Below are 21,285 nucleotides of genomic sequence, written 5' to 3'. Positions count from 1 at the left end.
AAAAAGAGCAAAGATTGGCGTCTTTACTCTTTAGGTTATTTTTGCAAAGTTAAGGATAAAATTAAATCAAACCAAGATGTTGGTATGATATTGATAATCAAATGTTTATAAAGTTGAATATTGTAGCTTTAAAACTATTGATGGCATGATTTCAATTCATTCCATCAATGAAGTCAGTAATTCAGAAAATAATTTCTTATTTCATCCCCTCCAATAACAATTCAGCCAAATCATATACTTTCACAGAATCTTCTTTTTCTTTGTTTTTTACACCGTCCGACATCATTACCATACAGAATGGACAAGCTACGGCGATTGTAGTTGCTCCTGTAGCTAAAGCGTCTTCAATGCGTTCTACATTAATGTCCTTTTTGCCTTTTTCTGGTTCTTTAAACATTTGTCCTCCGCCAGCACCACAGCATAAACCTTTGGTTTTGCAACGTTTCATTTCCACCAAATCTGCATCCAAAGCTTCTAATAACGACCGCGGAGCTTCATAAATATCATTGGCACGACCTAAATAACAAGAATCATGGTAAGTAATTTTACGTCTGGTCGGCACTCCGACATTGAATTCGCCCCCACCTTGTACCTTTACTTTGCCTGCATCAATCAGTTGTTGTAAAAAAGTAGCATGGTGAATTACTTCATAGTTTCCACCTAAAGCAGGGTATTCATTTTTTAAGGTATTAAAGCAATGAGGACAAGCCGTTACGATTTTTTTTACGCCATATCCGTCTAATACCTGAATATTCATGGTGGCTTGCATTTGAAATAGAAACTCGTTGCCAGCTCTACGTGCAGGGTCGCCAGTGCAAGATTCTTCTGTGCCGAGAACGGCAAATTTTATACCTACATGATTAAGTATTTTAGTAAATGCAATGGTGACTTTTTTATAACGGTCATCAAAAGAACCTGCACAACCTACCCAAAATAATATTTCAGGGGTTTCGCCAGTACTCATCATATCAGCCATTGTAGGCACTTTATATTCTATTTCTTTTAACATTTCTTTATTGATTTTTCTTCGTTATTTCACTGGACAAATCATGTTTTATTTATTATCTTTGTAATGAACAAAAACGTTTAGGACGTTAGGAGGAGGGATAAAATTAATTTTAGGCACTCGCTCGTTGTTTTTAAAAGGAACTGTCAGAAATGATGGTTCTTTTTTATTATACGCATGGAATTTAAAGCTAATTGTTTTTTCCCTGTTCTTACCTCTTTAATTATCACATATTTATCTCCAATTATTTTCTGAAATTGAAAAACATCTTTCCCTAATTTATTTTGACCATCATAGAAAACTAAATCAGGATTTTGTAAAATTTCTGGAATTAGGTTAAAATCAGCATCTGTAATAGCTACTTGGCCTTTAGGTATTTCAATTTCTGGAATTCCGTGATTCTTAATAATATGTTTTATCGCATATACATCAATAGAAAATCGATAATTAGTTAGTTGAATTCCAGATTGTTGTGTTAAAATATTTGATAGTTCATTGGTTATTTCTCCTATAATTAAAACCTTGTTTTTGTTCTCAGTATCAGTTTTTGCTAAGGTTAGAATCTCGCTTAAATCCATTATTATTAATAAGTGTTTATTTATTATTTATTTCTTCCTGCATTTGCTTCGCCGTTTTTCTAGAACCATCATGGCTCCAGCCTGGAGGAGCAAAAACGTAATGAAAAGCATTTTTTAATGAACCTGCTTTCCAAACATCTTTACTAATATCTACCCATTCGCTAAAGGCGATTTTTACGGGATTATAAGTTTTTAAATTGGTCGTCAGTCCATAAGTAGGTCGTTCCTCTTCTTCTATAAAAGTGCCGAACATTCTATCCCAGATAATTAGAATACCTGCATAGTTTTTATCTAAATATTTCACATCCGAGCCATGATGTACCCGATGGTGCGAAGGAGTATTGAAGATAAATTCAAAGGGTCTCCACATTTTTCCAATAGTTTCAGTATGAATCCAATATTGATACAACAAACTGATTTGTTGCATAATCACGATGACTATTGGATGAAAGCCTACAATAGGCATCCATAAATAAAAAATAAATGAGCCAGAAATATTGCCTGTCCAAGTTTGACGAAGCGCCGTTGCCAGATTATATTTTTCAGAAGAATGATGCACTTTATGCGAAGCCCAAAAGTACCGAATTAGATGTGCTTCTCGATGAAACCAATAGTAGCTAAAATCGTCAGCAAAAAATGCCAAAACCCACATCCACCAAACAGAGCCATCTAAAGTAAATACCCGAAAATTGTCGTATAAATACAAAAAGATAAAAGCGATAGCCGTTTTAGAAATCAGTCCGCTCAATAAATTACCAATTCCCAAAGCCATAGAAGTAAATGAATCTTTGGCTTCTAAATAATCTTTTTGTTCGCGTGTAATAAAAATTGCCTCAATAATGACAGTCAATACAAAAAACGGAACAGCGTATAAAATAAGATTCGGTGCCATTGTAATTAATTTGAAAATTTGAAAATGAGCTAAATTTGAAAATGACTGACAGTCGAAATCTGATTGCTCAAAGCCTTTACTTCAAAACCTTATCTAAAAATACTTCAGTTTTTTGCTGTACAGTCTGATAGTCTTTCGATAAAACATAAGAGCCAATCACATGATTGCCCGCATTCGGAAAAACTACTTTTTGTTTTTCGTTGGCCGGAACGCCCAATTCGTCATACATTTTTAACATAGCAGGTACAGAGACCACTTTGTCCTGTTCTTCTTCGTTTTTGTAATAATATCCCATAAAAGTTGGGCATTTTACTTTCTTAAAAGTTTCTGGCGTCATGATGTTCGTCAAGAAATTTTGCAAAGCAATTACACCATTGATATGATAATGCGTGCTCCAATATCTGCCATGAATAGGGTTGTGCGGAGGGAAATCTCGTATTTCAGAACCTGTGACTAACTTTGCCAAAGCCCGCCCCCAATGATTATCCAGCAACTCAGCATTATCGTCAAAAATTTTGATACAAGGAGAATATATCACAATTGATTTAATCTCGGGATGTTGCGAAGCCAAATACAATGTCAAAGCTCCACCAAAAGACGTTCCTACCACAATTACTTCATCTCCCAGTTTTTTGCCAATGGCTAATGCTTCTTCGGCTGATTGAATAAAATCATCTGCCATGACATTTTTCATAGTAGAATCGCCCAAATCGATACCATGTCCAGCTAAACGAGCTAAATATAAATTAGCACCATATCTTTTTGCCAAATTAGTATGAACAGGGTCGCCTTCTTCTTGACTTGCCGAAAAACCATGCACATATACGATGGCTAGTTTAGTTTTTACTTTTTTGGCAGTATCAGCCCAAATAATTCTGGCTTGACAATCAGGACGAATGCCTACAACGGCTTTTTCATCAGTATTGATTTTAGTTTCTAAGTCGGTTAGCGAATTAGGTAAATTAAAATCGTAAGCTACCTTGATGATTGGAGCATCTGGCTTTGGTCCGAGGAAATAGCCGATTGTAAGCAATATCAAAAGGGTAATAATTACTTTTAATGCCTTCATGACTTTTAGAGAAAATTAGCGTGTTTATTAGCAACAGAATAATATTTATCTTCAAAGATTTCTTTATTCATCCTACATCTTATTTTATTTCATTCGCCCAATTGAATCTATCTGAAGGAGAAAATTTCCAAGGAGCTTGGTTAGTTTCTAAGTTAGAAAACATAGCATTCCAAGAAGCAGGCGCACTAGATTCCTCCATGATTTGGTATCGACGTAATTGCAGGATAATATCTAAAGGCGAAATATTAATAGGGCATTCTTGCACACAAGCATTACAAGTGGTACAAGCTCGTAATTCCTCTGAAGAAATATAATCTCCGTACAAAGCCTTGCCATCTTCTACAAAGATTCCCCCATTTACCGATAGGTTTCTACCTACTTCCTCCAGACGGTCGCGGGTATCCATCATGATTTTACGAGGAGACAAAGCTTTGCCTGTAATGTTAGCAGGACAAGCAGAAGTACAGCGACCACATTCTGTGCATGAATAAGCATCCATCAAGTTTTTCCAAGACAAATCTTTGATGTCTTTTGCTCCAAAACGAGCAATTTCTGTACTAGCCTCAGCATCAGGTTGTGTTAAGCCTAACATAATCTGAACCTCCTTAGTCACTTCTGGCATATTGACCATTTCACCTTTAGGTTTCAAATTCGAGAAGTAAGTATTCGGAAACGCCAGAAAAATATGTAAATGTTTAGAGTAAGTAACATACAAAGCAAAGGCCAGAATACCCAGAATATGCAACCACCAAGCAATGCGCTCATAAACAATGAGGGCTGTTTCGTTCCAGTTTGTAAAGATTGGTTTCAAGAAAGAGCTAATTACAAAAGAGCCTACTTGATGATAATGCTCGTTGCCACGTTCTTGTAAAATACTATCTACAGCATTCATACTGAGGAGGGCAGTCATTAATATAATTTCGGCAAATAGGATATTATTGGCATCGATTACAGGAAAGCCATTGAGTTCACGGTGGCGAGTAGCTTGCAGACGTTCTACTTTAGTAATATTTCTACGGATTAAAAAGATGATACAAACCGACAGTACGCCGAAAGCCAATATTTCAAAGAAATTAATCAAGATAGGATAGAGGCTTCCTAAAACTGGTGCAAACAAACGGTGGGTACCTAGAATACCATCTAACACAATTTCTAGCACTTCCACATTAATCAATAAGAAACCAGCATAAATGACAAAGTGCATAATACCGACCAGGGGGCGGTCAAACATTTTCTTTTGTCCGAAAGCAATGCGTAACATCGTCATTAATCGCTCGGAAGGATTATCAGAACGGTCTTCAGCTTTGCCCAATTGAATGGTCTTTTTAATGGTTTGTATGCGTTTTGAAATAAAATAAGCTGCCAAACCGAAAGCTGCTACAAAGAGAATTTGTTGAATGATTTGCATAGTTCAGAAAAATAAGCCTGCTTAGCTTACTTAATATTAAAATGTATCAGAACCTCTTTTTGATGATTTTAAAGATAATCTGGCGATTTTTTTTAACAATTTACTGAATTAATTGTGTGTTACAAAGATGTGGTTTTTCTATTTGTTATGCAAGCATACTATTTGAAAAATAATTTTAAAATTTTTGAAATTATTTTTAGAAAATGTTTGGTGCTAAAAAAAAGTTTCCTACCTTTGCAGTCCCGAAACACAGGCGGGATTCAGGTGAAGTAGCTCAGTTGGTAGAGCATCGGACTGAAAATCCGTGTGTCGGCGGTTCGAGTCCGCCCTTTACCACAAAAAAACCCCTTAGACGTTACGTTTGAGGGGTTTTTTATTGTACGATTTTTTTTCTGAAATACGGTTTAATAATTTTCTTTAACATATTTTTCCAGCTCGACATGAACTACATAGAAGTAAAACTAAACATCAACCCAGAATTTTCGGATATTTTCATGGCTGAGCTAGGTGAAATTGGCTACGAAACTTTTACCGAAGAAGCAGAGGGTTTGAACGCCTATATTACAGAAGATTTGTTTTCAGAAGAGCAACTGGATGAAATTATGGAGCGATATTTAGCGATGACTCCTATTAGTTATAGCTATTTGACTTTAGAAAAAAAGAACTGGAATGAGGAATGGGAGAAAAACTATGAGCCTATCTTAGCAGCAAACGGTCGTGTGAGAGTACGTGCGAATTTCCATGAGCCTGACCCAACTATTCAATACGAGTTGTTGATTAATCCTAAAATGTCTTTCGGAACAGGGCATCATGAAACTACTTCGATGGTGTTGAGTTTACAAATGGAGATAGACCATCAAGGAAAAAAGGTATTGGATGTAGGTTGTGGAACAGGGATATTAGCCATTTTTGCTTCAAAATTAGGGGCTTCGGAAGTAGCAGGTTTTGATATTGAAGAATGGGCTGCCGAGAATTCGCGTGAGAATGTTGGATTGAACGATTGTGATAACATCGTGATTCGTCAAGGTACCATTGAAGATGAACCAGCTGACCAGTACGATATTATTTTGGCAAACATCAACCGAAATATCTTGATGCGTGATATTCCAAAATATGTAGAGTTTATGAAACCTGCCCCTTCAAAATTGATTGTAAGTGGTTTTTATCAACATGATATTGAAGACATAGAAAGCGTAGCGAGAGAAGCTGGTCTAATAAAAACACATACTGAAAATAAAAACAATTGGGCTGCTGTCATTTTTGAAAGAAAATAATTGGCTTTCGGCCGTCAGCTATCGAATTTCGGTTTTGAGATGTATGTAATTATAAGATAAAATGTAGCGGCAATCTTCAGGGTTGCCGTTTTGTTTTTTAAATGTTTTTATAATACCCCAATCCGATAGCTGACAGCCGAAATCCGATAGCCATTTACCCCCTCACCAATCCCTCTACCCTCAAATAATCATTCGTTAACACCTCTTTATCTGGATTCAGAACCTTTTGTGTTAATACTTCACAGACAAATAATTCATGGTCACCAGAATCTATATTTCCCACACATCTACATTGTACATAACCTATGGCTTCCGTAAGGTAGGGGCAACCCCTTTCGTCTATCTCAAAAGGCAAGTTTACAAATTTGTTAGAAGTCCTGCCGCTTTTCCTGCCAAGTTTCGTAATTAGCTTTTTGGCTTGGTCTTTCGCTAAAAGATTTACATTCAGTATCATACTTTCTCGTACCAATTCGATGGTATAGTCCGTTTTGTATAAAGCCACTGTAATAAACTTCCCCTGCATAGCACTTTGCATGACCCAAGTGGCAATGTTGGCATTTATTTTTCCTAATGGAGAAACAGTTGTGATAGCATGCACATCATAATTTTTGTATTTTAATAAAGATTTACCCATGTTCAATTTTTATGAAATTTTTAAATTACAAAACAGATCATTAGAAAGAAATAAAACTTTTACTTTAGTAACCGATTGCGCAATTACTAATAATTATTTAGCCTGATTTTACACTTTTCGTGTAACTTTGAAAACTGTTAATCAAAAAAGTTGTTTAAAGAGATGGAGGTAATTAGTAATTCTTCTGATATTGAACTGTTTCGGGTGGAGGCTCCTTCAGAAGGAGATGCCCGAAGAAAAATGAAGAAAATGAAATCATTTCAGATTCCTGATCTATACAAGAGTACTATCATCGGCGGTATCAAGGAGAAACGCCGTGTTCAAGATAAACTCAAAAAAGACTTTACACCAACAGTCTTAGACTATGGCTCCGTAAAGTTCTTGATTTCTAGGCATTTTGGCTTTTGTTATGGTGTAGAAAATGCCGTTGAGATAGCATACAGAACGATAGAAGAAAACCCTGATAAAAGAATTTTTCTATTATCAGAGATGATTCATAATCCTGATGTAAATGCTGATTTATTGAGTAGAGGAGTTAGTTTTATCATGGATACTTCGGGTAGACAACTGATACCGTGGGCTGAACTGACTTCGGATGATGTAGTCATTGTACCTGCTTTTGGCACTACCGTTGAAATACAACAACAGCTTTCTGACATAGGCATCAATGCTTATCAATATGATACTACTTGCCCTTTTGTAGAGAAAGTGTGGAACCGTGCTACCGCCATAGGACAAAAAGATTATACGATAGTAGTACATGGCAAGCCAACTCATGAAGAAACCAGAGCTACATTCTCGCATGCCAAAGAAAATGCTGCTACAATCGTCGTAAAAGACATGAAACAAACCATTGAATTAGCAAAATACATTACTGGCGAAAAAGCTTCAGAACAATTTTATGAAGAATTTAAAGGTCAGTTTTCAGAAGGGTTTGATGTTACTAAAGATTTACAAAGAATCGGTGTGGTAAACCAAACGACTATGTTAGCTTCTGATACGCAGGGTATTGCAGATTATTTAAAGCAAATGATGGTTCAAAAACATAATATTGAAGGGAACGATGTAACAGCCTATTTCGCAGATACCCGTGATACCCTTTGTTATGCAACCAATGATAATCAAAGTGCTACGTATGGATTATTGAAAGAAGATGCTGATTTAGTAATAGTAGCGGGTGGGTATAATTCATCCAATACCTCACATCTAGTAGAGCTTTGTGAACAAAAGCTACCTACTTATTTTATTTCTTCTGCCGATAAAATACTAACAGAAAATATCATCAGTCATTTTGATTTACACTCAAAAACTGAAAAACATACCAGTGATTTTTTACCCAAAAAAGAACAAGTAACGATTATGCTTACTTGCGGAGCGTCATGCCCTGATGCAGTGGTTGAATCTATTTTATTGAAATTACACTCATTTTTCCCTGATGCACAGCCTGTTATAGGCTAATATTTTTGTTGAATTGTGATATTATCACGATTCAACAAAACACATTACTCAACATACATTTAGCTTATCTCTCCTCTTCCTATCTTTTATTACCCTTATTCTATGGGAAATTTATAAGGTTAAACTGTTTTACAATAAATAGGCATTATTTACGTAAAGCTATCTTTATAAGATATAGGTTTGACCTAAAATAAAGTAATATATTGTAACTTAAAGCCTTGATTTTTATTTTGAAAAGGGTAGATGATAAATTCAAGCTATAAGCTATTGAAAATCTCTTTCTCTAAGATGAATTTTACAAGTAATAAAACCACATAACTCAGCCTAATCCCTCGGGTAAAAAATCTTTTATTTGTATTCATAAATTAACCTTAACATAATGCAAAGACGTTCGGCAATCAAAAACTTGGCCCTTACGATTGGTGGAACAATCGTTTTACCAGCGTGGGCAAATGCTTGGAGTAAAGAATCACTTCAAAATAATACTTTCAAGATTAGCTATACCAAAGAGGCTTTATTGGCAGAAATCGTAGAGACTATTATTCCTAAAACAGATACACCTGGTGCAAAAGAGCTTGGTGCAGATAAATTTATCTTGAAAATGGTAGCAGACTGCTATGATAAAAAGTCGCAAGATATTTTTGCAAAAGGACTTGTTTCTGTAGATGAATTATCAAAAAAAGAGTATGCTAAAACTTTTGTGGAAATTGATTCAAAACAAAAATTAGATATTCTAAAGAAAATGAGTACCTCACAAAATAGTGATGACAAAGGGTTTATTCAATTAGTAAAAGGGCTTACAATTGATGGATACTTGGTTTCTGAATATGTGATGACTAATCTAAGAATTTTTGAAATGGTTCCGGGACGTTATCACGGATGTGTACCGATTAAAAAATAGTATCAAAATTTAGCTTAAAAGTATAAGCAATCTGTTGCCGTATTAATTATTACTACTCTCAAATTTTATTTTAAAAAGATTATGTCCAATTTAAATATAGATGCTATAAAGAACCAAACTTACGATGCTATCGTGATTGGTTCAGGAATAAGTGGTGGCTGGGCTGCTAAAGAACTTACAGGAAAAGGATTACGTACGTTAGTATTAGAACGTGGTAGAGACGTAAAACACGTAATTGACTATCCAACAACGTTGATGCAACCTTGGGAATTTGAACACCACGGACGTATTAATAAAGATGTAAAAGATGCTAATCCAATCGTCAGTAAATGTTATGCATTTTATGAAGGTACAGAACAGTTTTTTGTAAAAGATGCCGAACATCCTTATGTACAAGAAAAACCCTTCGATTGGATTCGTGGCTACCAAACTGGCGGAAAATCGTTGTTATGGGCTCGTCAAACACAGCGTTGGTCTGAATACGATTTTCAAGGGCCTGCCCGTGACGGCTTCGCGGTAGATTGGCCAATACGCTATGCAGACATTGCTCCATGGTATAGTTATGTAGAAAAATTTGCTGGAATTTCAGGCAATAAAGATAATGTGCCTAGTTTGCCAGACGGCGAATTTTTAGCACCACATGAATTAAACTGTGTTGAAAAATACTTTAAAGAACAAGTAGCTAAAAACTACAAAGACCGTCATATTATTACTGGACGTTGTGCGCACCTTACATCACCTAAACAAGTCCATTACGACCAAGGACGAGCACAATGCCAGAGCAGAACGATTTGTGAGCGTGGCTGTCCTTATGGAGGTTATTTCAGTAGTAATTCATCTACGTTGCCTTGGGCTGCTAAGACAGGGAAACTAACATTGCGTCCGAATTCAGTGGTGCATTCAATCATTTATGATGAGAAAAAAGGCAAGGCTACAGGCGTAAGGGTAATTGATGCTACTACAAAGCAAATGATGGAGTTTTATGCACGTATTATTTTTGTCAATGCGGCAGCGTTAAATTCAAACTTGGTATTGTTGAATTCTACGTCACATCGTTTCCCGAACGGATTAGGAAATGATAGTGGATTATTAGGAAAATATGTAGCCTTCCATAATTATACAGCAACCATCAATGCTGATTACGAAGGGTTCCTAGATAGCACAACTGATGGACGTAAACCAAATTCAGCTTATGTTCCTCGTTTCAGAAACGTAGAAAAACAAGAGACAGATTTCTTGCGGGGTTATGCGGCTGGGTTCTCGGCTGGGCATTATCAGCACGATGATAGAAGTGGCTTAGGAGAGGATTTGAAAAAAGCTTTATTAAAACCTCAGTATAATAATGTATGGAGTGTTGGCTCGCACATGATGGGCGAAACTATTCCGAAGGAAAGTAATTATGTAGCTTTGGATAAAGCAAAAGTAGACCCTTGGGGAATTCCTCAACTGAGAATTTCAGTTGATTATGATGATAACGACCGCAAGATGGTGAAAGATTTCTTTGAACAATTCACAGAAATGTACACTAAAGCTGGATTCACTAATATCAGAACGAATGATTCAAACCGTACGCCGGGCTTAGATATTCACGAAATGGGTGGTGCAAGAATGGGCAAAGACCCTAAGACATCTATCTTGAATAAATGGAATGCGATTCATAGCTGTAAAAATGTATTCGTAACAGATGGTGCTTCTATGACATCAACATCCACACAAAACCCATCGCTTACGTATATGGCAATGACGGCTCGCTCTGTTGATTATGCTGTAAAAGAAATGAGAAAAGGAACTTTATAGCGTTGAGTAATGAGCTATTAGCTTTGAGATTTAAGAAAGAATAAAACTGAAAAAGGGTAAGCATCGAATTTGATGCTTACCCTTTTTCAGTTAATAAAATATATCGGCAAATAAAAAGCTCAAGGCTGAAAGCTTATAACTCAAAGCTAATTCCAAGCTATAATGCTATAAAATTATCTTTTGTTTAGAAGGGATTGAACATTTTCGATACATATATGTTAAAATGTGCTAATGAAACAAAAACTAAATGGCTTACTTTATATCCTTAAATATTGATAGCATTTTAATAATAACCATGAAACAAAATCCTTTTAAGTACGCATTACTACTAAGCTTCTTTTTATCGTCGTGTATTACCGCTTTAGGTCAAGATACCAACTTTCATATTTACTTAAGTTTCGGGCAGTCGAATATGGAAGGAAATGCCCCTGTTGAAGCCCAAGACACCATTAACGTTAACCCTCGCTTTCAAGTAATGGAAGCTGTTGACTGTCCTAACTTGGGCAGGAGCAAAGGACAATGGTATACTGCCATTCCTCCTTTATGTCGTTGTCGTACAGGAATTACTCCTGGAGATTATTTTGGTAGAACGATGATTGAAAACCTCCCTGAAAATGTAAAGGTGGGTATTATCAATGTTGCGATAGGCGGTTGTAAAATCGAATTATTCGATAAAGACCATTTTGAAACCTATACCAGTACTGCCCCGTCTTGGATGAAAAATATGATAAAAGAATACGACGGAAATCCGTATGGTCGTTTGGTGGAAATGGCCAAATTAGCACAGAAGGATGGCGTTATTAAAGGTATATTGTTGCATCAAGGAGAATCCAACACAAACGATACTCTTTGGACTAAAAAAGTAAAGATAGTGTATGATAACCTTATGAATGACCTTCATCTAAAAGCAGAGGAGGTACCACTGCTGGCTGGAGAAACAGTTAATGCAGACCAAGGAGGCATTTGTGCTAGTATGAACAAAATCATTGCTATGTTACCGCAAACTATTCCAAATGCTCATGTTATTTCTTCTGCAGGATGTACAGATACTACCGATAATCTACATTTTAATGCGGCAGGTTATCGCGAATTAGGTAAAAGATACGCAACTAAAATGCTTACATTGATTCAACATTAAGTTTCTTCTACTGGTATCTTATCAGAAAGGTCGATAAAACAAGAAATTAATCCCCTTCTTCTAAACAAAGGGAATTAACGATTCATAAATTTGTTGTAGTGTAGATTTACTCCACGCATTTTGTGTGGAGTAATTTGTTTATGACGCCATTACACTTTAAACTTCTCTCTAGAATTCTTAATTTCTACAATATTCTCGTTTGCCCATGTAGCTAAATTATTAATATGCGGAACAAGGCTAAAGCCTAAATGAGTCAATTGATATTCTACCTTAGGCGGAATCTCAGGAAATACCTGTCTTGATATCAGTCCATCGGCCTCTAAAGTCCTTAAGGTGACAGTCAGCATTTTTTGTGAAATATCTCCTATTGTTTTATTGATTTCGTTAAAACGCATTGTACCGTTTTGTCCTAAAACAATCAAGATAAGTATCGACCACTTGTCGCCAAATCTGTCCAGCACATTCCTTACAGGACAATTGGCTGAAATTGTAAAATTATCTATTATTTTTTCCATGCTAATGTGTTGATTATCAGTAATAATTACTTTGAAGTAAGTGCCTAACTTTTTAGTGCCTTCTTGATTTGTTATTAAAGAGAAACTACTTTTACTCTCCAAAAGTAACTTAATTACTTTTAGTATGCAATAAGACTTTAAAAATAAACAATTAAAAAAATGAGCAAGATATTAGTAACAGGAGTAACAGGTGGGTTAGGCGGTGCAGTAGTAAAATCTTTATTAACAAAAACAGAGGCTTCGAACATTTCAGTATTGGTAAGAGATGCTGCCAAAGTTGAAGACTTAAAAAATAAAGGTGTAAATATCATCGTTGGCGATTATAACAATTATGATTCATTGGTTGCTGCTTTCTCAGGGATTGATAAATTATATTTTGTGTCAGGAAATGATATTTTCAACCGTCTTCCTCAGCATGAAAATGTAGTAAAAGCAGCTACAGAAGCAGGCGTGAAACATATTGTGTATACTAGTTTCCAACGTAAAAACGAAACAGCTACTTCGCCAATTGCTTTTGTGGCAGAAGGACACCTAAAAACGGAAGAATGGTTAAAAGCATCGGGGCTTACTTATACCATTCTGAAACATGGTTTGTATACCGACCTATTGCCAATGTTTGTAGGCGAGCAAGTACTTGAAACAGGAGTGATTTATCAACCAGCTGGTGATGGAAAAACCGCTTTTGCTTGGCGTGAAGATATGGCAGAAGCAGGAGCAAATATTTTAACTAGTGAAGGATATGAGAATAAGACCTATGAAATTACGGGTGCAAAAACTTATTCGTATCAAGACATTGCCAATATCATTTCAGAAATAACAGGCAAGCAAATAGTTTATGTTTCCCCAAGTGTAGAAGAGTTTTCAAAAACACTTACTGATGCATGTGTTCCAGCACAATATATTGGTTTATTTGCTGGCTTTAGTGGAGCAATGAAAGAGGGTGAGTTTGATGAAGTAAGTTCTGATTTAGCAGATTTATTAGGCAGAACCCCATTAGATGTTGAAACTTTCTTGAAGGGAGTTTATAGCAAGTAATTTGAAGATTTGAAAATGTGTTAATTTGAAAATTGATGCTTTAATACAAAAAATAAAACCAGTTGTTGAAACGTCAACAACTGGTTTTTTATGATAATCGAATACTCATAGCTGAAAACTCATGGCTCAAAGCTAAATAGCTATAAAGCTGCTAGTGCTTGTTCAATATCTGCCTTTAAATCATCAATATGTTCAATACCTACCGAAATTCTTAGTAAAGTAGGTTCCACACCTGCTGAAATTTGCTCTGCTTCTGAAAGCTGTGAGTGTGTCGTTGAAGCTGGGTGAATAATCAAAGTTTTTGCATCGCCCACATTGGCCAAATGGCTAATTAATTGTAAGCTATTTACAAATTTTTCAGCCTTAGCTTTATCTCCTTTTAGTTTGAACGAGAATACTCCTCCAAAACAACGCGTAAGGTATTTCTTACCCAATTCGTGATAGGGGCTATTTTCTAAACCAGGATAATTTACGTGCTCAACTTCTGGATGATTTAATAGCCAATTAGTAAGTGCCAAGGCATTTTCTCCAATTCTTTCTACTCTTAACGTCAACGTTTCTAACCCTTGAATTAATAAGAAAGAGTTGAAAGGACTTTGTGCAGGGCCCCAATCACGCAGACCTTCTACTCTGGCACGGATAATAAATTGAATATTTCCGAATGGTCCACCAATACCAAATAAATCATTCAATACTAAGCCATGATAACTTGGCGAAGGTTCTGTAAACTGAGGATATTTGCCATTACCCCAATTGAACGTACCAGCATCTACAATTACACCACCCATGGTTGTGCCATGTCCACCAATCCATTTCGTAGCAGACTCAACAATGATGTGCGCACCATGTTTGATAGGCTGACAAATAGCACCGCCTGCCCCGAAGGTATTATCTACAATAATTGGTAAATCGTACTTGGCCGCTAAGGCAGAAAAAGCCTCGAAATCTGGAATACTAAAGCTTGGGTTTCCGATAGTTTCTAAATAGATGGCTTTAGTTTTATCATCAATCAGGGCTTCAAAAGAAGATACATCATCACCATTGGCAAAACGTGCCTCAACACCAATGTTTTTAAATGAATTTTTGAACTGATTGTATGAGCCACCATATAAAAATGAAGTAGTCACAAAATTATCACCAACAGTAGTAATATTATTGATAGCGATAAACTGTGCCGCATGACCAGATGCTACTGCCAAAGCTGCCACACCACCCTCAAGAGCCGCCAAACGTTTCTCGAAAACATCACTGGTTGGGTTCATGATACGGGTATAGATATTGCCAAATTCTTTTAAGGCAAACAAATTAGCACCGTGTTCAGCATTTTTGAATTGATAAGCTGTTGTTTGATAAATAGGTACTGCACGAGCATTGGTTGTAGGGTCTACTTCTTGCCCAGCATGCAGTTGGAGTGTTTCAAATTTCATGAGATTGTTTGTTAAATTAGTCTGAGTATATTCTATAAAATCTATAGACAAAGTTATGATATAAAATTTAAGTATAATGAATAGGGAAACAAATTTTTCTGAAATATCAAAAGAAATTAATAATAAGGTTTTATCATTAATACTTCTTCAAAATCTTCTCAACGGCATCTAAATAGCCTCCACCAAAAAGATTGACATGTACCATTAAGGGATATAAATTATAAAGAGGAATTCTATCACCAAAACCGTTCTCTATGGGATATACTTCGTGATAGGCTTCATAAAAAACAGGTTCAAAACCACCAAACATGGTTGTAAAAGCCAATTCAGCTTCGCGTAAGCCATAATAACAAGCAGGGTCTACCAAGGCAACAAAGCCCTTACTGTCGGTCATTACATTACCAGACCATAAGTCGCCATGCAACAAAGCAGGTTTTTCGTTAGGAATAAGACTAGGAATTTTTTCAAAAAGCGTTTGAAATTTATCATACACTTCCTCAGAAATTTTGCGGTCGTATAGCGCTAAACCTGCCTGTACTTTCAATCTTTTTTCAATAAAAAACTGCACACCATCTTCCATCCATTCATTACTTTGGCGTAATGCACCGATATAATTATTGAAATCTAGTCCATGACTATGGTGTGTATGTGTATGAAGTTTCGCTAATTTTTGTCCGAAATCTTGCCAATAGTTTTCTTGCTTATAGCCTGCCGTCAAGAATTCAATCATCAGGTATTCTTTATCTAAAATCTTTCCGTAATTAATTACTTGAGGAATAGAAAGCACGCCAGTATTCTGTAAAACTTGTAAACTTTTTGCCTCAGATTCAAACATACCATCATGGTCGCCCTGATTCCATTTAATAAAGTAATCGCCTTCTGCTACTTTTACTTTTACAGCAAGATTGAAGTTTCCACCATAAAAAAACTGGAAATCAAGTACTTCTGGATTATGTCCTAAGTTTTCAAAAAGAATACTTTCTATAAATTGATATTGTTCCTGCGTCTGAAAAGTCATACAAATATTGATTACGGAATGCTAAAGTCAGATTATTTTATCGACTGTCTGCTATGGTTTATTCCAAAATTACTAGAAAACCATTAAATTGCATTGGTTGAACGATTTTATCAAAAACAAATTGTTAAAATCTACTCCAAAGATGTCAGCAAAATTTAAAAAACAAAATGAAATACAAGAAACACGTTTTTATTTGTACTAACCAAAAAGATGCACCCAAAAAAAGCTGCGGCGTAGAAAGAGGAGGAGCATTAGTAGATGCTTTTAAGGCATCACTGAAAGAAAAAGGGTTATTGAGCGAAATCAGAGCACAAAAAACAGGCTGTTTAGATGTTTGTGCTTTTGGGCCAGGCATGGTGGTATATCCAGAAGGAGTATTTTATGGCAATGTGCAATTATCTGATGTTGAAGAAATTGTAGAGAGCCATTTAATAGGCGACAAAGCCGTTGAGCGTTTAGTAATCGGATAATTGATGATAGCCATTAGAAACGGACTTGTCCGTTTCTAATAAAAAAAATAACACTCAGATGTACAGAATCTATCCCACATTAATCAATTCATTTGTTTTGTATGAGCAACAGGTATTAGATGCTCAGGGAAACATCCTTGTAGACTTGTGGGAAATGATAGACCGTATCAATAGAGTGAAAAAGCCAACTACTGAAGCTCAGCAAAGAGGAATTGATTTTGAGAAGGCCGTAATTACAGGCGAGAATGAAGAGCTATTCGGTGAAGGAATCATTGAAAAAGCACGTGAATTATTGCCAGCCAAATACAAAACGCAGTTTTATACCGAAGCAAAGTATAAAAATTGTTTAATTTATGGCTTTGTAGATTTAGTAGGAGGCGACCGTGCTGTAGATTTAAAATCTACCAGATTATATCAACCCAATCGTTTTGAGTTTAACCATCAAAACCTGTATATGTTAGGGTTACAGAAATGGGGCGTCAGAACCTTGGATTATATCATTACAGATTTTAATGATGTATATCAAGAAAGCTATGATGTAAAAACCTATAATTTTACTCCGCTGTATCAACAAATAGATGCTTTTGTTGCCTTCTTAGAACAACACCGCAAGCTAATTAAGGATAAAAAAATTTTTGATAAAAAAGGAGATACCAACCAGTTGTCGCTATTTTAAATAGCTTTAAGCTATGAGCAGTAAGCTTTGAGCCTTTAGCAGTAAGCCTAGGGAGATTTTATTCATTCTGGCTAAATCTTCAAATTCTCAAGTCTCAAAAAACAAAAAGTCTTAAGTCTTGCATCTAGCGTCTTCTATTCTAGTCCACAAATCCTCAAGTCTCAAAGAAAAATCCCCTTCAACTCAATCAAATCCTTCACCTCATGCTTAGGCTTTAATGTAAGCTCCTGTACTCTTCCATCAGGATTGAAAAAAACCGTGTCGATACCCGCTTGATTAGCTCCTACAATATCGCTTTGAAAGCTATCACCAATCATAATACATTCAGAAGGCTTCGCCCCAACCAAATCCAATGCATATTCAAAAATGCCTGCCTCAGGTTTTTTATAGCCCGAATTTTGGAAAGTGACAATCTCTTTGAAATAATGTTTAATTCCTCCAGAGGTCATTTTTATATCCTGTACCTCCATAAAACCATTGGTGATAATGTGTAGAGGATATTTTGGAAATAGATATTCTAGCACCACTTTGGCATTAGGCAATAAATTAGGCTTGCGGACTGAAATATTGATATATTTATCTGAAACCTCATCACAAAGAGAATAGTCGTAACAACCTAATTCACTGAAAATCATCCTGAAGCGCTGATGACGCAATTCAGGCTGACCAATCTTCCCTTGCTCATACAAATCCCATAGCTGATGATTTATTTTATTGAAGATAGTATAAAATTGTACAGAAGAAGGAATGCCATAAGTATGTAAGTCGAAATGCTGATACACTTCGTCTAAAGCAAGTTTAGAATTCGTATTATGGTCCCAAAGAGTATGGTCGAGGTCGAAGAAAAGATGCTTATACATATTTTTTTATACAAATATCATAGGTGAAACTTTTGAAACAAAAACTAAGCGTTTATTTTTAAAGGATAAAACCTGAATTAATTTGCATCAAGATATTCTTTTATATAAATTCATAGTTTGTAAAAAACAATTTTAAGAAATCTAATTTAACCATAAAAATGGCTAGTCAACCCACAGAAGAAAACCAGATAAACGTAGAATTAACAGAAGCAATGGCAGAAGGAGAATACGTGAATTTGGCGATGATTGCACATTCTCAGAGTGAATTTGTTATTGATTTTATCAAAATGATGCCTGGAATCCCTAAAGCGAGAGTAAAATCAAGAGTAATTCTTACACCTGATCATGTTTATCGTCTTTTGAATGCCCTCAAAGAAAATATTCAAAAATATGAAGAGGCCTACGGCCCAATTACGGACGATAAAAACCAAAATGGCTTTCAGTTCCCAACCAATTATCGTGGTCCTATTGGGGAAGCCTAATATCCACATCAGGTTTTTACAAATAAGATAATACTTTCAGAATTTTCATCAACAGAGCGTAAATGTAAGTAAATAGAATATTCTATTGCTCATTTACGCTCTATTGTTGAAATAACAATGAGTAGATAACCAGTGCCTACGGGCTTTAAAATAAATAAATATAAATATTGTGAGACAATGAATCAAAAACTGACCAGAGAATATTTAGCGGCTAATGCTGAAAATTTGAGTAAACTTGTTGAGTTACCTAATGATAAAATTTTTGAACTTCCTGAGAAAGTACTTCAATTTGGTACTGGTGTTTTATTAAGAGGACTTTGTGATTATTTTATTGACAAGGCTAATAAAAAAGGTATTTTCAATGGTCGTGTAGTAGTGGTTAAATCTACAGATAAAGGAGGTACAGATGATTTTAATGAACAAGACGGGCTTTTTACCCATGCCGTAAAAGGATTAGAAAATGGGCAAAAAGTAGAAGAGTATATTATCAATGCTTCTATTTCTCGTACTATTTCGGCACGTTCGCAGTGGAAGGAAATATTAGCTTGTGCTAAAAACCCTGAAATGCAAATAATCATTTCTAATACTACAGAGGTAGGTATTACTTTATTAGAAAACGATAAGATAACGAGTAATCCTCCGCAATCATTCCCTGTAAAATTATTAGCGTTTTTATACGAGCGTTGGCAAGTATTCAAAGGTTCTGCCAAAAGTGGAATGGTCATTATCCCTACTGAATTAATCGTTGGGAATGGAGATAAATTACAAGAAATTGTATTGGAACAAGCTCACCGCAATGGTCTTGAACCTGAATTTATCGAATGGCTTGAAAACCATAACTACTTCTGTAATTCATTGGTAGATAGAATTGTACCGGGAAAACCTGACAAAGAAATTTGTGATGATTTAGAAAAGAAATTTTCTTATCAGGACGACTTGATGATACTTTCAGAAGTATATCGTCTTTGGGCAATTCAGGGGGATGAAAAAATCCGTAAAATATTATCATTTGCGGCTGCTGACCCGGGCGTTATCATCGAAAAAGACATTGAAGTTTACCGTGAATTAAAACTAAGAATGCTTAACGGAACACATACTTTAACCTGCGGGATGGCATATTTGCTAGGGTTCCGTTTGGTAAAAGATGTAATGAGTAATAGTTATTTAAGTAAAATTATTACGAATATGATGTTAGGAGAAGTATCTTTAGCAATTCCTTATAAGATTGACCCTAAAATTAGAGACCGTTTCGGTAGAATGGTATTAGACCGTTTCCGTAATCCTTTCTTACAACATAAATTACTAGACATTACCGTTCAGTATACTGCCAAAATGAAAATGCGTAATGTGCCTATTCTTTTGCAATATTATCGTGAATTTGGTAAAGCACCCGAATTGTTTGCCATGGGCTTTGCTGCTTATTTACAGTTCATGAAAGCTGAAAAAGAAGTAAATGGTAATTATTTCGGCGAATGTAATGGTGAATATTACCCAATCAATTGTAATTTCGCACCATACTTTTACGAAGCTTGGGAAAACTTTGATTTAGACAAAGTATTATCTAACAGAAGCTTGTGGGGTGAAGATTTAACACAGTTAGAAGGGTTTTCAGACGCAGTGAGGAAATATTTATGAAAAAAGTAGTCACTTTCGGTGAGATAATGATGAGGCTCAGCACGCCACGTCATACTCGCTTTCAACAGGCGACAAGTTTTGATATTAATTTTGGTGGGGGCGAAGCTAATGTTTCGTCCTCATTGGCTATTATGGGGGTTCCAGCGAGCCATGTAACCCGTTTCCCTGACAATGATTTGGGCAATGCCGCCATCAATACCTACCGACGGTATGGGCTTAGTATGGATGATGTTGTAAAAGGTGGCGACCGTATAGGCATTTATTATGTAGAACAGGGAGCAGCCATGAGGCCAAGTAAGGTAATTTATGACAGAGCTGATTCAGCCTTTGCTACCCTCAAGCCTTCGGAATTTAATTGGGAACATATCTTTGAAGATGCCCAGTGGTTTCATTTCACAGGTATCACACCCGCTATTTCAGAAAGCGCCGCTCAGGCTTGTTTAGAGGCCGCCCAAACGGCTAGTCGTTTAGGATTAAAAGTCTCCGCAGATGTGGGGTATCGTTCTAATTTATGGAAATGGGGTAAAAGACCCAATGAAATAATGCCAGCGCTGATTGAAAATTGCGATGTAATTATTTGCAGTAAAGGTGATGCCGAAGATATGTTTGGGATAGTTCCTAACGACGACAAGAAAAGTTTTAAATCAGTTTGTCAACAACTAACCGACCGTTTTCCGAAACTAAAAAAAGTATTAACCACCAAACGAGGTCAAATTTCGGCTTCACACAATACTTTAACAGGAAAGTGCTGGAACGGATTTGAAATGTTAGAAACCAAGCAAATAAATATTCCTGATATTGTTGATAGAATTGGTGGAGGAGATGCCTTTATGGCAGGGTTTATTTTTGGCGAAATCATCTATCAGAATACACAGAAAGCAATAGAGTTTGGAGTGGCGGCTTCTGCCTTAAAACATACGATAGAAGGCGATTTTAATTTATCTTCAGTCAGCGAAATAGAAGCAGTAATGAATGGCGATGTCAGTGGAAAACTAAGAAGATAAAACCGATT

21 protein-coding genes and 1 tRNA gene are annotated in these 21,285 nt (G+C 35.9%); 12 read left to right on the top strand and 10 right to left on the bottom strand.

Annotated features, from left to right (window positions below):
• Nucleotides 1-196: 196 nt before the first annotated feature.
• The 5 genes from AC07N0_RS03425 to AC07N0_RS03405 form a co-directional block, all read right to left on the bottom strand.
• Nucleotides 197-1,009: a (Fe-S)-binding protein gene (locus AC07N0_RS03425; protein ID WP_494588127.1), complete on the bottom strand. Its 813-nt coding sequence runs from the start codon at nucleotides 1,007-1,009 to the stop codon at nucleotides 197-199.
• Nucleotides 1,010-1,152: 143 nt separating this feature from the next.
• Nucleotides 1,153-1,584, bottom strand: a complete 432-nt coding sequence (locus AC07N0_RS03420) for a PBECR3 domain-containing polyvalent protein (protein WP_494588126.1) — start codon at nucleotides 1,582-1,584, stop codon at nucleotides 1,153-1,155.
• Between the two features lie 16 nt (nucleotides 1,585-1,600).
• Nucleotides 1,601-2,476 carry a sterol desaturase family protein gene (locus tag AC07N0_RS03415; protein ID WP_494588125.1) on the bottom strand — a complete coding sequence of 292 codons (876 nt, stop codon included), beginning with the start codon at nucleotides 2,474-2,476 and terminating at the stop codon, nucleotides 1,601-1,603.
• Between the two features lie 76 nt (nucleotides 2,477-2,552).
• Complete coding sequence (locus AC07N0_RS03410) at nucleotides 2,553-3,545, bottom strand: alpha/beta hydrolase (RefSeq protein WP_494588124.1); 993 nt, start codon at nucleotides 3,543-3,545, stop codon at nucleotides 2,553-2,555.
• Nucleotides 3,546-3,624: 79 nt separating this feature from the next.
• Nucleotides 3,625-4,953, bottom strand: coding sequence for a 4Fe-4S dicluster domain-containing protein (locus tag AC07N0_RS03405; protein ID WP_494588123.1), 1,329 nt, complete (start codon nucleotides 4,951-4,953; stop codon nucleotides 3,625-3,627).
• A 263-nt stretch (nucleotides 4,954-5,216) separates the two neighbouring features.
• Here AC07N0_RS03405 and AC07N0_RS03400 point away from each other — a divergent pair.
• Together AC07N0_RS03400 and prmA are read left to right on the top strand one after the other, a co-directional pair.
• A tRNA-Phe gene (locus AC07N0_RS03400) sits at nucleotides 5,217-5,289 on the top strand.
• A gap of 104 nt (nucleotides 5,290-5,393) precedes the next feature.
• The gene (gene prmA / locus AC07N0_RS03395; RefSeq protein WP_494588122.1) at nucleotides 5,394-6,227 is read left to right on the top strand and encodes a 50S ribosomal protein L11 methyltransferase; all 834 of its coding nucleotides are present in this window, start codon (nucleotides 5,394-5,396) and stop codon (nucleotides 6,225-6,227) included.
• A 154-nt stretch (nucleotides 6,228-6,381) separates the two neighbouring features.
• Here prmA and AC07N0_RS03390 read toward each other — a convergent pair whose 3' ends face one another.
• Complete coding sequence (locus AC07N0_RS03390) at nucleotides 6,382-6,861, bottom strand: flavin reductase family protein (RefSeq protein ID WP_494588121.1); 480 nt, start codon at nucleotides 6,859-6,861, stop codon at nucleotides 6,382-6,384.
• 249 nt (nucleotides 6,862-7,110) lie between these two features.
• Between AC07N0_RS03390 and AC07N0_RS03385 the strand changes: the two genes are divergently transcribed.
• The 4 genes from AC07N0_RS03385 (at nucleotide 7,111) to AC07N0_RS03370 (ending at nucleotide 12,155) form a co-directional block, all read left to right on the top strand.
• Nucleotides 7,111-8,319: a 4-hydroxy-3-methylbut-2-enyl diphosphate reductase gene (locus AC07N0_RS03385; protein ID WP_494588399.1), complete on the top strand. Its 1,209-nt coding sequence runs from the start codon at nucleotides 7,111-7,113 to the stop codon at nucleotides 8,317-8,319.
• 379 nt (nucleotides 8,320-8,698) lie between these two features.
• A complete protein-coding gene (locus tag AC07N0_RS03380) occupies nucleotides 8,699-9,220 on the top strand; it encodes a gluconate 2-dehydrogenase subunit 3 family protein (protein WP_494588120.1) in 522 nt (173 codons plus the stop codon).
• An 81-nt stretch (nucleotides 9,221-9,301) separates the two neighbouring features.
• Nucleotides 9,302-11,017 (top strand): GMC oxidoreductase, encoded by a 1,716-nt coding sequence (locus AC07N0_RS03375; protein ID WP_494588119.1) that lies wholly within the window; start codon nucleotides 9,302-9,304, stop codon nucleotides 11,015-11,017.
• A gap of 295 nt (nucleotides 11,018-11,312) precedes the next feature.
• Entirely contained in the window at nucleotides 11,313-12,155 is an 843-nt protein-coding gene (locus AC07N0_RS03370) for a sialate O-acetylesterase (RefSeq protein ID WP_494588118.1), read from the top strand.
• A gap of 149 nt (nucleotides 12,156-12,304) precedes the next feature.
• Here the strand turns inward: AC07N0_RS03370 and AC07N0_RS03365 are convergent, their stop codons facing one another.
• A complete protein-coding gene (locus AC07N0_RS03365; protein ID WP_494588117.1) occupies nucleotides 12,305-12,670 on the bottom strand; it encodes a winged helix-turn-helix transcriptional regulator in 366 nt (121 codons plus the stop codon).
• 159 nt (nucleotides 12,671-12,829) lie between these two features.
• Between AC07N0_RS03365 and AC07N0_RS03360 the strand changes: the two genes are divergently transcribed.
• Nucleotides 12,830-13,705, top strand: coding sequence for an SDR family oxidoreductase (locus AC07N0_RS03360; protein ID WP_494588115.1), 876 nt, complete (start codon nucleotides 12,830-12,832; stop codon nucleotides 13,703-13,705).
• Nucleotides 13,706-13,845: 140 nt separating this feature from the next.
• Here AC07N0_RS03360 and AC07N0_RS03355 read toward each other — a convergent pair whose 3' ends face one another.
• Together AC07N0_RS03355 and AC07N0_RS03350 are read right to left on the bottom strand one after the other, a co-directional pair.
• Nucleotides 13,846-15,132: an O-acetylhomoserine aminocarboxypropyltransferase/cysteine synthase family protein gene (locus tag AC07N0_RS03355; protein WP_494588113.1), complete on the bottom strand. Its 1,287-nt coding sequence runs from the start codon at nucleotides 15,130-15,132 to the stop codon at nucleotides 13,846-13,848.
• A 136-nt stretch (nucleotides 15,133-15,268) separates the two neighbouring features.
• Nucleotides 15,269-16,150 (bottom strand): fructosamine kinase family protein, encoded by an 882-nt coding sequence (locus AC07N0_RS03350; RefSeq protein ID WP_494588112.1) that lies wholly within the window; start codon nucleotides 16,148-16,150, stop codon nucleotides 15,269-15,271.
• A 167-nt stretch (nucleotides 16,151-16,317) separates the two neighbouring features.
• On the opposite strand from AC07N0_RS03350, the gene AC07N0_RS03345 reads away from it, so the two are divergent.
• Nucleotides 16,318-16,620: a (2Fe-2S) ferredoxin domain-containing protein gene (locus tag AC07N0_RS03345; RefSeq protein WP_309915208.1), complete on the top strand. Its 303-nt coding sequence runs from the start codon at nucleotides 16,318-16,320 to the stop codon at nucleotides 16,618-16,620.
• 58 nt (nucleotides 16,621-16,678) lie between these two features.
• Nucleotides 16,679-17,296, top strand: coding sequence for a hypothetical protein (locus AC07N0_RS03340; protein ID WP_323251348.1), 618 nt, complete (start codon nucleotides 16,679-16,681; stop codon nucleotides 17,294-17,296).
• A 161-nt stretch (nucleotides 17,297-17,457) separates the two neighbouring features.
• Here the strand turns inward: AC07N0_RS03340 and AC07N0_RS03335 are convergent, their stop codons facing one another.
• The gene (locus AC07N0_RS03335) at nucleotides 17,458-18,156 is read right to left on the bottom strand and encodes a YjjG family noncanonical pyrimidine nucleotidase (protein ID WP_494588111.1); all 699 of its coding nucleotides are present in this window, start codon (nucleotides 18,154-18,156) and stop codon (nucleotides 17,458-17,460) included.
• A 158-nt stretch (nucleotides 18,157-18,314) separates the two neighbouring features.
• Here AC07N0_RS03335 and AC07N0_RS03330 point away from each other — a divergent pair, with 158 nt between their 5' ends.
• The 3 genes from AC07N0_RS03330 to AC07N0_RS03320 all read left to right on the top strand — a co-directional run bounded on the left by AC07N0_RS03330 (nucleotide 18,315) and on the right by AC07N0_RS03320 (nucleotide 21,277).
• Nucleotides 18,315-18,638, top strand: a complete 324-nt coding sequence (locus AC07N0_RS03330) for a DUF3467 domain-containing protein (RefSeq protein WP_323251335.1) — start codon at nucleotides 18,315-18,317, stop codon at nucleotides 18,636-18,638.
• Nucleotides 18,639-18,815: 177 nt separating this feature from the next.
• Nucleotides 18,816-20,273: a tagaturonate reductase gene (locus tag AC07N0_RS03325; protein ID WP_492800819.1), complete on the top strand. Its 1,458-nt coding sequence runs from the start codon at nucleotides 18,816-18,818 to the stop codon at nucleotides 20,271-20,273.
• The gene (locus AC07N0_RS03320) at nucleotides 20,270-21,277 is read left to right on the top strand and encodes a PfkB family carbohydrate kinase (RefSeq protein ID WP_494588110.1); all 1,008 of its coding nucleotides are present in this window, start codon (nucleotides 20,270-20,272) and stop codon (nucleotides 21,275-21,277) included. The genes AC07N0_RS03325 and AC07N0_RS03320 overlap by 4 nt, the downstream gene beginning before the upstream one ends.
• Nucleotides 21,278-21,285: the final 8 nt, after the last annotated feature.

This window comes from Arcicella sp. GW821-FHT09D11 (assembly GCF_059416265.1).
The sequence above is the reverse complement of the archived record's forward strand: the minus strand, read 5'-3'. Positions and strand labels throughout refer to the sequence as shown.